We start from the raw sequence: 11413 nt of genomic DNA, 5'->3' as shown, positions 1-11413 counted from the left end.
GGGCGCGGCCGAGCCGCCCGGGTAGTGGGCGGCGATCAGCCGCTGCCCGGCGACCGAGCCGACCTCGGTGGTGAACGACTCGTCGTCGGGCAGGCCCAGGCCGAGGTTGCCGATGCCCAGGGTCAGCGCGGCCAGCGCGGCGGCGGTGCCGAGCCAGACCACCCGGGGCCGGCCGGCGACCAGGCCGGCGATCCGGCGCCACACCCCGTGGTCGGCGGCGCGGTCCCGGGTGCCGGCGCCGGGGGTGTACCGGGGCACGAACGGCCAGAACAGCCACCGGCCGCACAGCACCAGCACCGCCGGCAGCAGGGTGGTCATGGCCAGCAGCGCCGCGGCGATGCCGACCGCGCCGACCGGACCCAGGCCGCGGGTGGCCGGCAGGTCGGCCGCGAGCAGGCAGAGCAGTCCGATCGCGACGGTCGCCGCCGAGGCGCAGACCGCGCCGGCCGAGCGGCGCAGCGCGATCGCCATGGCGGCGTGCCGGTCGGCGTGCCGGCGCAGCTCCTCCCGGTAGCGGGCGATGAGCAGCAGGGCGTAGTCCACCCCGACGCCGAAGACCAGCACGGTGAGGATGGTCTGGCTCTGGAAGTCGACGGCCAGCCCGGCGTGCCGGGCCAGCAGGTAGACCACCGCCCCGGCGAGCTGGTTGGCGACGGCCACCGCGACCAGCGGGATCAGCCACAGCACCGGGCTGCGGTAGGTGACCAGCAGGAGCAGGGCGACGGTGAGCGCGGTGGCCAGCAGCAGCGCGCCGTCCATCCCGGAGAACGCGTCGAAGACGTCGTGCTCGGCGGCGGCCTCTCCGGTCAGCGCGGTCCGCAGGCCGGGTGGCGCGTCGTCGGCCAGCCGGTCCTTGAGCGCGCCGACCGCCTCGGCGCGCCGCTCGTCGTCGAGGCTGACCGGCAGGGAGAGCAGCAGCGCCCGACCGTCGGCGGCGGCCACCGGCGGGGACACCGCGCCGCCGTCGGCGTACCGGGCGAAGGCGGCCCGGTCGGCGTCGACCCGGGCCCGGTCGGCCGGGGTGAGGCCGGTGTCGCGGACGTAGACGGCGATGGCCAGCGGGTGTCGCGAGTCGGGGAAGGCCGTTTCGGCGCGCTGCACGGCCCGGCTGCTCTCGGCGCCGGCCGGCAGCGCGCCGAGCGTCGAGTTGTCCTGCACCTCGCCGAGCTTGACGGCGAGCGGGCCGGCCGCCACGAGCAGCGCCAGCCAGAGCAGGAGGACCGCGTACTTGCCGCGGCGGCCGGCGGGCAGGCCGGCCAGGCGTTGCGGGGACATCCGAGTTCCCTTCGTCGTCACGGTTGCGGGGTCGGCGACCCCACCTCCGATCCTTCGGCCCGGGCCGGCACGGGTCAGGGGTGTCAGCGCGCCGCCCCGGGTGGTGCCAGCACCACCGATCCGGCGCCGCCGGTGCCGCAGAATGGGGCCCGTGGACGGCGTACGCGGACAGCTCCGCACCTGGATCCGGCCCGGCGCGGTCACCGCCGCGCAGGGGCTGCTGATCGCCCTGCTGTCGTTGACCACGCACGTCGCGCTCTTCGTGCTGTCCCTGGTGTCGCTGCTGCTGATCCCGGTGTTCGGCGTGGGGTTCGCGCTGTTCCCGGTGGCCACCGCGCTGGTCCGGCTCTGCGCCGGGCTGCACCGCCGGCTGGCCGGGTGGGGTGGGGTCGAACTGCCCACGCCCTACCTGCCGGCCCCGGCGGGGGCGCAGTTCGGCACCTGGCGGCGGTTCCGCTGGGTGGTGACCGACCCGGCCACCTGGCGCGACCTGTCCTGGCTGCTGCCCGGCGCGGTCACCGGCGCGATCTGCCTGGCCGCCTTCGCCCTGCCGCTGTACGGCCTGGAGGGGGTGCTCGGGGTCCCGCTGGTGCTGCACCTGACCGTCGGCTTCGGCTACGGCCCGTTCTGGCCGATCGACAACCTCGCCGAGGCGCTGCTCTGCTTCCCGCTGGGCGCGCTGATCCTGGTCGGCGGGCTGGCCGCCGGGCGCTGGCTGGTCTGGCTGCACCTGGCCTTCGCCCGGTTCTTCCTGCCGCCGACCCGCACGGCCGAGCTGGCACTGCGGGTCCGCCAGCTCACCGTCACCCGGGCCGAGACGGTGGACGCCCAGGCGGCCGAGCTGCGGCGGATCGAACGGGACCTGCACGACGGGGCGCAGGCCCGGATCGTCGCGCTGAGCATGAGCATCGGCCTGGCCGAGCAGCTCATGGGGGACGACCCGGAGGCGGTACGGCGGCTGCTCGCCGAGGCGCGGGAGACCAGCGGGCAGGCCCTGGCCGAGCTGCGCGGGCTGGGGCGCGGCATCCACCCGCCGGTGCTCGCCGAGCGCGGCCTGGCGGGCGCCGTACGCGCGCTGGCGCTGGCCGTGCCGCTGCCGGTGGCGGTGACCGTCGACCTGCCGGGCCGCCCGGCCGCCCCGGTGGAGTCCGCCGCGTACTTCGCGGTGGCCGAGGGGCTGGCGAACGTGAGCAAGCACAGCGGGGCGTCCCGGGCCTGGGTCGAGCTGGGTCACACCGACGGGCGGCTGACCATCGTCGTCGGTGACGACGGGCGGGGTGGGGCCGACGCGGCGGCGGGCAGCGGCCTGGCGGGGATGGGGCGTCGCCTGGCCGCGTTCGATGGGACGATGGTGGTGACCAGTCCGGCCGGTGGGCCCACCGTCATCAGCATGGAGCTGCCGTGCGAGTTGTCATCGCCGAGGATCTCGCCCTCCTCCGGGACGGGCTGATCCGCATCCTGGAGGCGTTCGGCTGCCAGGTGGTCGCGGCCGTCGACAACGGACCGTCGGTGCTGCCCGCGCTGACCGCGCACCGCCCGGACGTCGCGGTGCTCGACGTGCGGCTGCCCCCCACCTTCACCGACGAGGGGTTGCAGGCCGCCATCCGGGCCCGCGCCGAGATCCGCGGGCTGCCGATCCTCGTGCTGTCCCAGCACGTCGAGCAGCTCTACGCCCGGGAGCTGCTCTCCGACCGGCTCGGCGGGGTGGGCTACCTGCTCAAGGACCGGGTGTCCCACGTGGACCAGTTCGTCGACGCGGTGCGCAGGGTGGCCGCCGGCGGCACGGTGATGGACCCGGAGGTGGTCGCCCAGCTGCTGGCCAGCCGGTCCGGGGCGGGGCCGCTGGACGAGCTGACCGCCCGGGAGCGGGAGGTGCTCGGCCTGGTGGCCGAGGGCCGGTCCAACGCGGCGGTCGCGGCCCGGCTCTTCGTCACCGAGAAGGCGGTCAACAAGCACATCAACAACATCTTCAGCAAGCTGCGGATGCCGCCGTCCGGTGACGACAACCGGCGGGTGCTGGCCGTGCTGGCGTACCTGCACGGGGAGGACGGCCGCCGGCCGCGTACCCCGGCCTGACCGCTTTCAGGAGGCGGTGTCGGTCAGGGCGGGGGAGCGGTCCAGGTGCGGCACGGCCGGTCCGGGGCGGCCGAAGTGCCAGCCCTGCCCGGCGTCGCAGCCGATCGCGCGCAGCCGGTCCGCCTGGTCGGCGGTCTCCACCCCCTCGGCCGTGACGGTCAGGCCGAGGGCGTGCGCCAGGGAGACCAGCGAGGCGAGGATCCGCTCGTCGGTGCGGCTGCCCGGGTCGTCGGCCGGGGCCCGCAACCCGGCCACGAACTCGCCGGCCACCTTCAGCTCGCTCACCGGCAGGTCCCGCAGGTACGCCAGGTTGCAGTAGCCGGTGCCGAAGTCGTCGATGGCCACCCGGACGCCCAGGTCGGCCAGCACCCGCAGGGCACGGACCGGCTCCGCCACGGCGCTCATCATGGTGCTCTCGGTGATCTCCAGCTGCAGCCGTTCGGCGGGCAGGCCAGCACGCCCCAGCACGCCCTGCACCTCCTGCACCAGCCCGGGCCGGTGCAGCTGGCGGACGGCCAGGTTGACGCTGACGAACGGGGCCTCGGCCGCCCCGGCCGCCCAGGTCCCCGCCTCACGGCACGCCTCGGCGAGCACCCAGCTGCCCAGCCGGACGATCAGGCCGGTCTCCTCGGCGAGCGGGATGAAGCTGTCCGGGCGGAGCACGCCCAGCTCCGGGTGGCACCAGCGGACCAGCGCCTCCATGCCGACCACCCGGCCGTCGCGCAGCCCGGTCAGCGGCTGGTAGTCGAGGTAGAACTCGCCCCGGTCGAGCGCCGCGGGGATCGCCGCCGAGAGGGCGTAGCGGGCCAGCTCGCGGCGGTTGCGGTCGGCGTCGAAGATCGACCAGCGGGCCCCGCCGGCAGCCTTGGCCCAGTGCAGGGTGCTGTCCGCCGCGCGCATCAGCTCCATCGGCGAGGTGCCGGCCACCTGCCGCTCCACGATGCCGATGCTGGCCGACACGGTCAGCTCGTGCCCGTCGACAAGCGCCGGCTCGCTCACCGCCGCCAGGGCCGCCTCGGCCACCTTGACCACGTCCTCCGTGCAGCCGGTGCGCTCGACCAGGATGACGAACTCGTCGCCGCCGAGCCGGGCCACCAGGTGCTCGCCGAGCGCCCGCCGCAGCCGCCGCGCCACCGCGACCAGCAGCGCGTCGCCGACCTGGTGGCCGAGGGAGTCGTTGACCACTTTGAACCGGTCCAGGTCGAGGAAGCAGACCCCGATCCGGTCGGCGCCCCGCCCGGGCGCGGTGATCGCGGTGGTGAGCCGCTCGGTGAACAGGGTGCGGTTGGGCAGGTCGGTCAGCGGGTCGTGGGTGGCCTGGTGCCGGAACCGGGCCTCGCTCTCCCGCAGCGCCCGTTCGGCCTGCGCCCGGGCCATCATGGCGGCCCGCCGGATGGCCTCCTGCTCGTCGAGCGTGCGGTCGCGCAGGGCGCGGGCGTACCCGGTGGCGACGGTGGCGAGCAGCCGGGCCATCCGGTCCTCGACGTCGTCGACGGCCAGGTCGAGGTCCCGGACCAGGCGGAGCTGGATCACCTCGATGGTGCGGCCGAGCCCCTCGGCCGAGGCGATGTGCGACTGCACCAGCTCGGCGCCGACCTGTTGGCCGATCCGCAGGTCGAACGGGTCGGCGCGCAGCGCCAGGGCCAACCGCTCGGTGAGCCGCTGGAGCAGCGCCTCCAGCTGGGCCTGGGTCATCGGCAGGTAGCTGGTCCCGGAGACCGCCTTGGCCCAGGCCCGGGCGAACGCGCCGGGGCGGGTGCGGGTGGTGGCGGTGGCCCCGTCGTCACCCACCGAGCCGCCCGACGCCGCCCATGAAGACCGCCTGCGCGGCGTTCTCCGCCTGCTCGGGGGCGTCCGGCCGCCACTGCGGCACCCAGACCACACCCGGGTCGACCAGCTCGAATCCGGCGAAGAGCGCGGACAGCTCGGCCCGGCTGCGGATGAAGAGCTGGTTGTCGGTGCGCCGGTAGACCCGCTCGGCCTCGGCCCGCTCGCCCGTGCCGGCCCGTCCGTCGTCGCTGGCCTGCGACATCACCAGGTAGCTGCCGGGGGCCAGCGCCGCGCGCAGCGTCCGCAGGATCTCCTCCGGGCGGTCCGCGTCCGGGATGAAGTGCAGCACCGCCACGATCATCACGGCGACCGGCTGGGAGAAGTCCAGCAGCCCCAGGACGTCGGGATGGCGCAGGATCGCCTCCGGCCGGCGCAGGTCCTCCTGGACCACCGCGGCCCGGTCGTTGCCGGCCAGGATCTCCTGGCTGTGCGCCACGGCGACCGGGTCGACGTCGACGTAGACCACCCGGGCCTCCGGGTCGATCCGCTGGGCGATCTCGTGCACGTTGCCCACGGTCGGGATGCCGGAGCCGATGTCGAGGAACTGGCGTACCCCGGAGTCGGCCAGGAACTGCACCGCCCGGCGGAGGAAGGCCCGGTTGGCCTGGGCCATCAGCGGAGCCTCCGGCACGGCCTCCACCATGGCCCGGGCCGCGGCCCGGTCGGCCGCGAAGTTGTGCGAGCCGCCGAGGTAGTAGTCGTACATGCGGGCCACGCTGGGGCGCTCGATGTCGATGGTCTCGGGTGCCCAGTCCGGCCGCTGCATGCGCTTGCCCCTTTGTGTCGGCGACGCGCGGGGGTCACCGCCGCGCGGATCACCCGGGTATTCTGCCCGCCCGGCGTCGCCGTGCAAAGACCGCCGTCGCTACGCGTCCGGCCCCTCACCGTACGCGGTCAGGGCCGCCCGGAATGCCGGAGAGGCCCGCGTCCGGCTGCGGACGGGGCCTCTCCGGCGTCGAGCTGGTGGGACGCCGTCAGAACTTCGGGGCGTCCGGGGCCTCCAGCAGCCCCAGCCGCAGCGCGGTCATCAGCGCCTGGGCGCGGTTGGCCGCGCCGAGCTTCTCGTAGAGCTTCGAGATGTGCGTCTTGGCGGTCGACTCGCTGACGAACAGCTGCTTGGCGATGCCGGCGACGCTCATGCCGTCGGCGAGCAGCCGCAGCACCTGACCCTCACGGGGGGACAGCTGCGGGCCGGACGGGGCCAGCCGGCGCTTCATGGCCTCGGCCAGGTCGGCCGCGGTGAACGCGCTGGGGGAGGAGGCGGCGTGCCGGGCGGCGGCCACCACCTCGTCGGCCGGGGCGGTCTTCGGCACGAACGCGCTCGCCCCCGCCTCCAGGGCGCCGAACAGCTGGTCGTCGCCGGCGTACATGGTGAGCACCACGATGCCCATCGACGCGCTGGACTTGCGCAGGGCGCGGGTGGCCTCCAGGCCGCTGCCGTCGGGCAGCCGCAGGTCCATGATCACCACGTCCGGCTGGAGCGCGCCGGCCTGGCGCACGCCCTCCGCGGCCGTGGCCGCCTCGCCCACGACCTCGAACTGCCGGTCCCGCTCGAAGGCGTGCCGCAGACCCTTACGGATCAGATCGTGATCGTCGACAAGGAGAACCTTGGTCCGGGTGGCCGGTGTCGGGCTAGTGGTCATCCTCGGGTTACTCCCCTTCTCCTGCTTCGCTGCCGCGCACCCTACCGCGCCGGGGCGAGGAGCCGAGTACCACCGCCACGGTCGTGCCGCTGGGTTGCCGCGGCCTGATCTCCAACCGGCCCCGGATACGTTCCGCCCTCTCGGCCATGATCGCAAGACCGTAGTGCCCGTCGGGTCGCTGGTCACCGATGCCGTGACCGTCATCCGACACTTCGATCTGAGCGTACGGGGGGTCCACCTCACAGGTGACCCACAGGTTCGCCGCCCCGGCATGCTTGCGGGCGTTGGTCACCGCCTCCTGCGCGATGCGCAGCAGTTCCGCCTCGGTGGCGGCGGGCAGCCGGGCGGTGGACTCGTCCAGGGACAGGTGCACCCGCAGGCCGCCGGAGGCGCCGACGGTGCGGGCGTACTCGGCGATGGCGGCGGCCAGGCCGCCGTGCCGGTCCACCTCGCTGCGCAGCTCGAACAGGCTCAGCCGCAGCTCGGTGATCACCCGGGTGACCTCCTGGCGCAGGGTGCGCAGCGAGTCGGCGGTCTCCTCGGCGTCGTCGTGCACCGTGGCCAGGGCGTTGTCGATGCCGTACCCGACCATCACCAGCTCCTGGGCGACGCCGTCGTGGATCTCCCGGGCCAGCCGCTGCCGTTCCTCGTTGGTGGCCAGCGAACGCACCTCGTCGAAGAGCAGCGCGGCCTCCAGGCGCAGCGCGGCCGGGCCGGTCAGGGCGGTGACCCGGGACACCACCGGCGGCGGGTACGCGTGCGCGGTGTCCGCCTCGACGACCACCAGGCCGACCGTGCGCACCCCGGCGACCAGCGGCACGATCAGCGCCGAGACCTCGCCGGACTGCCGGGAGCGGGCCTGCGAGCGGGCCGAGGTGGTCGGCTGCTGGCTGGCCCAGGCGTCGGCGATGGCCGAGTCGGCGTCGAGCGTGGTCTCCCAGTCCACCCGGTCCGCGCCGATCTGGGCGAGCACCACGAGCCGGCCGCCGCCGCTGGCCGACAGCACCGCGCCCCGGTCGGTCTTGGCCACCACCCGCAGCTCCTCCAGCAGGTGCTCGGAGATGCCGCCCGGGTCGAGGGTGGCGCCGGGAAGCTGGCGGGCGACCGTGCGCAGCTGGGTGAGCAGCCGGGTGGCCTCCGCGTACGGCTGGGGTTTGCCCTCGCCGCGGACCCGCATCACCCGTTGGAGCGTGCCGGCGGTGTAGAGCCCGAGGCCGGCCAGGATCAGCCACTGCGCGCAGACCGCCAGGTAGCCGAGCTGGCCGAGCTGCGGCTCACCGGCGACCTCGGTGAAGGCCGCGCTGACCAGCAGGGTGGCCGCCGCCACCACGAGCAGCGCCGCGCCCTCGCGGAACCGGCGGCGCAGCGCGGTCACGGTGACCGGCACGGCGAGGTACGGCAGCACCGCCGAGGCGCCCAGCCCGCCGGTCACCCCGGTGAGGTGGGTGTCGGCGGCGACCTGGCTGGCGGCCAGCCCCAGGACCATCACCTCGGCGAAGCGGCTGATCGGGGCGAGCAGCCGGTGCTGCGGGGCCAGCACGGCGGGCAGCCCGGCGACACCGAGCAGGGCGATCCACCAGAGCTGGGCGGCGTCGCGGGTGGCGAACAGGGTCAGGGCGGCGACCAGCGCGAGGATGACCACGCGCGCCGCGGCCGCGAGGGGCTGCGTCGGCGGCTGGCTGGGTGTCGAGGCGGGCACCTGACGGATGGTAGTCAGCCCCGGTAGATATCGGCGATCTCCGCCGCGTACGTCTTGTGCACGACCTGCCGCTTGACCTTGAGCGAGGGGGTCAGTTCGCCGGTCGCCTCGGTGAAGTCCTGGGGCAGGATCCGGAACACCTTGATCGCCTCGGCCTTGGAGACCGCCTGGTTGGCCTGGTCGACCGCGGCCTGCACCTCGGCCCGCAGCGTCTCGTCCTCGCGCAGCTCGGCCACGCTGGTGGCCTCCGGGCGGCCGTGCGCGGCCAGCCACTTCGGCAGCGCCTCCTCGTCCAGGGTGACCAGCGCCGCGATGAACGGCTGCCGGTCGCCGACCACCACGCACTGGCTGATCAGCGGGTGCGCCCGGACCTGGTCCTCCAGCACCGCCGGGGCGACGTTCTTGCCGCCGGCGGTCACGATGATCTCCTTCTTGCGCCCGGTGATGGAGAGGTAGCCGTCCTCGTCGAGCTGGCCCAGGTCGCCGGTGCGGAACCAGCCGTCGGCGCTCACCGCCTCGGCGGTGGCCGCCTCGTTGTGCCAGTAGCCCTGGAAGATGATCTCCCCGGAGATCAGGACCTCGCCGTCGTCGTCGATCCGGATGGTGACGCCGGGCAGCGGCCGGCCGACCGTGCCGATCCGGGTGTGCCCGGGCAGGTTCGCGGCGGCGGCCGGCGCGGTCTCGGTGAGGCCGTAGCCCTCGCAGATGGTCACGCCGATGCCGCGGAAGAAGTGCCCGAGCCGGGCGCCGAGCGGGGCGCCGCCGGAGATCGCGTCCCGGCACCGGCCGCCCAGCGCCGCCCGCAGCTTGCGGTAGACCAGCTTGTCGAAGAGCGCGTGCTGGGCACGCAGGCCCAGGCCCGGCCCGTCGGAGGTCTCCAGCGCCTCGCTGTACGCGATGGCGACCTTCTCGGCCCGGTCGAAGATCTTGCCCTTCCCGTCGGCCTCGGCCTTCTGCCGCGCGCCGTTGTAGACCTTCTCGAAGACCCGGGGTACGGAGAGCACGAAGGTCGGCTTGAACTCCTGCAGCTCGCCGACCAGGTTCTTGGTGTCCGAGCAGTGCGCCATGGTGGCCCGGGCCTGCACCACGCCGACCTGGATGAGCCGGGCGAAGGCGTGCGCCAGCGGCAGGAAGAGCAGGGTGGAGGCGCCCTGGCGGAACAGGTTCGGCAGCACCGGCACGGCGTTGGCGATGTCGGCGTAGATGTTGCGGTGGGTCAGTACGCAGCCCTTGGGGCGGCCGGTGGTGCCACTGGTGTAGATGATGGTGGCGACGTCGTCGGCCCTCAGGGTCGAGCGGCGTACCTCGACCTCGGCCGGGTCCACCGACGCGCCGGCGGCGACCAGCTCGTCGACCGCGCCCAGCTCGATCTGCCAGACCTCGCGCAGCTCGGGCAGCCGGTCGCGGACCCCAGCGACCAGGGTGGCGTGCCCGGTGCTCTCCACCACGACGGCGACCGCGCCGGAGTCGGAGAGGATCCAGGCGGCCTGTTCCGCGCTGGAGGTCTCGTAGATCGGCACGGTGACCGCGCCGGCCGCCCAGATCGCGTAGTCGAGCAGCGTCCACTCGTAGCGGGTGCGGCTCATCAGCCCGACCCGGTCACCGGGGGACACGCCGGCCGCGACCAGGCCCCGGGCCACCGCGACGACCTCGTCGCGGAACTGCCGGCAGGTCACGTCGACCCAGGCGCCGCCCGTGCCCTCGGCGCGCCGGACGAACTGCACGGCCTCGGGGGCGACCTCGGCGTTGTTCCAGACCGGGTCGGTCAGGTTGGCCGCGTCGCCGACGGTGACGATCGGCGGAACGGAGAACTCGCGCACCTGCACTCCCTCGTGCTCGCACTGGCCGGGCCGGCCGTGGTCGGCTCAGTCGAAACCTACCCGCCCGTCCCCGGGGATGAGGTAGCGAGGTTGCCTGCCCGGCAGGTGGGACATCGGCGCGCCGCGACGGGCGGGGGTGGAGCGGCGCGCGCCCGCCCGCCGCCGGGTAGCCTCCCCCCATGGCGGACTCCTCCACCCAGTCGATCGTCGTCGGCGCGTCACCGGACCGGGTGGCGGCGGTCATCTGCGACTTCCCCCGCTACCCGGAGTGGACCGAGGCCGTGCGGCGGGCCGAGGTGATCGAGGAGTACGAGGACGGCTACGCCAGCCAGGTCCGGTTCACCATCGACGCGGGCGTGATGGCCGACGAGTACGTGCTGGCCTACGAGTACGCCGAGGACATCTCCCGGATCGAGTGGCACCTGGTGGCGCCCTCGAAGATGCAGAAGTCCCAGCGCGGGTCGTACGACCTGGTCGGCAACCCGGACGGAACGACCACGGTGACCTACACCCTCGAGGTGGAGCTCTCCGTGGGGATGCTCGGCATGTTTCGCCGCAAGGCCGAGAAAATGATCATGGATGCGGCGTTGAAGCAGCTCAAGCGCCGGGTAGAAGCACTCGGTGCGGCTGACTGACCCGTCCGTCGTCCCGGTTGTCACGCTGGAGGAGCCGAACCATGGGCACCACTGATCCGGGTTCGGCCCGGGAAGAGGCCGAGCGCCTCGTCGCCATGCTGCTGGCCACCGCGAAGCTGGCCGCCGCCACGCCCGGGGCCGGTCCCTGGGGTCCGCTCGGTGGGATCCTGTCGGGTGTCCTCGGTCACAGCCCGGGCGGCACGGGCGCGGGCGACGGGTCGTCCGCCCCGTCCGGCGGCGGCGCCGGCTTCGCCACCGGGTCGCCCGAATGCTGCGTCTGCCCGGTCTGTCGGGGTATCGCGGCGTTGCGCGACCCGAGTCCCGAATTCGCCGAGCGGCTCGCCACCGGCGCCGGCGACCTGGCCGCCGGGGTGGCCAGCCTGCTGCGCGCCTTCGCCCCGTCCGAGCCGGCCGGGCCGGGCGGCCCGACGGCGG

Annotated in this window: 9 protein-coding genes and 1 pseudogene; 4 read left to right on the top strand and 6 right to left on the bottom strand. The window is 74.6% G+C overall.

Annotated elements, in window-relative coordinates; genetic code table 11:
• Positions 1–1275: MMPL family transporter (locus tag B0E53_RS26910; protein ID WP_146167780.1), on the bottom strand; the 1275-nt coding region annotated here is incomplete at its 3' end.
• Between the two features lie 151 nt (positions 1276–1426).
• Between B0E53_RS26910 and B0E53_RS26905 the strand changes: the two genes are divergently transcribed.
• Together B0E53_RS26905 and B0E53_RS26900 are read left to right on the top strand one after the other, a co-directional pair.
• Positions 1427–2725 carry a sensor histidine kinase gene (locus B0E53_RS26905; protein WP_246835612.1) on the top strand — a complete coding sequence of 433 codons (1299 nt, stop codon included), beginning with the start codon at positions 1427–1429 and terminating at the stop codon, positions 2723–2725.
• Positions 2677–3351, top strand: a complete 675-nt coding sequence (locus tag B0E53_RS26900; protein WP_107078585.1) for a response regulator transcription factor — start codon at positions 2677–2679, stop codon at positions 3349–3351. Before B0E53_RS26905 ends, B0E53_RS26900 begins: the two co-directional genes overlap by 49 nt.
• 6 nt (positions 3352–3357) lie before the next feature.
• Here the strand turns inward: B0E53_RS26900 and B0E53_RS26895 are convergent, their stop codons facing one another.
• The 5 genes from B0E53_RS26895 to B0E53_RS26875 all read right to left on the bottom strand — a co-directional run bounded on the left by B0E53_RS26895 (position 3358) and on the right by B0E53_RS26875 (position 10343).
• Positions 3358–5046, bottom strand: a complete 1689-nt coding sequence (locus B0E53_RS26895) for a bifunctional diguanylate cyclase/phosphodiesterase (RefSeq protein ID WP_210406223.1) — start codon at positions 5044–5046, stop codon at positions 3358–3360.
• A gap of 88 nt (positions 5047–5134) precedes the next feature.
• Complete coding sequence (locus B0E53_RS26890) at positions 5135–5947, bottom strand: SAM-dependent methyltransferase (RefSeq protein WP_107078583.1); 813 nt, start codon at positions 5945–5947, stop codon at positions 5135–5137.
• A 208-nt stretch (positions 5948–6155) separates the two neighbouring features.
• Positions 6156–6824 carry a response regulator transcription factor gene (locus B0E53_RS26885; protein ID WP_007072219.1) on the bottom strand — a complete coding sequence of 223 codons (669 nt, stop codon included), beginning with the start codon at positions 6822–6824 and terminating at the stop codon, positions 6156–6158.
• Positions 6825–6831: 7 nt separating this feature from the next.
• Entirely contained in the window at positions 6832–8523 is a 1692-nt protein-coding gene (locus tag B0E53_RS26880; RefSeq protein WP_107078582.1) for a GAF domain-containing sensor histidine kinase, read from the bottom strand.
• Positions 8524–8537: 14 nt separating this feature from the next.
• Positions 8538–10343, bottom strand: a complete 1806-nt coding sequence (locus tag B0E53_RS26875; RefSeq protein WP_107078587.1) for an AMP-dependent synthetase/ligase — start codon at positions 10341–10343, stop codon at positions 8538–8540.
• Positions 10344–10522: 179 nt separating this feature from the next.
• Between B0E53_RS26875 and B0E53_RS26870 the strand changes: the two genes are divergently transcribed.
• Together B0E53_RS26870 and B0E53_RS26865 are read left to right on the top strand one after the other, a co-directional pair.
• Positions 10523–10978 carry an SRPBCC family protein gene (locus B0E53_RS26870; RefSeq protein WP_107078581.1) on the top strand — a complete coding sequence of 152 codons (456 nt, stop codon included), beginning with the start codon at positions 10523–10525 and terminating at the stop codon, positions 10976–10978.
• Between the two features lie 41 nt (positions 10979–11019).
• Positions 11020–11413 (top strand): annotated as a pseudogene (locus B0E53_RS26865) (hypothetical protein); the annotation flags it as partial.

The organism is Micromonospora sp. MH33, assembly GCF_003013775.1.
In the GTDB taxonomy this organism is placed as follows: domain Bacteria; phylum Actinomycetota; class Actinomycetes; order Mycobacteriales; family Micromonosporaceae; genus Micromonospora; species Micromonospora fulviviridis.
The sequence above is the reverse complement of the archived record's forward strand: the minus strand, read 5'-3'. Positions and strand labels throughout refer to the sequence as shown.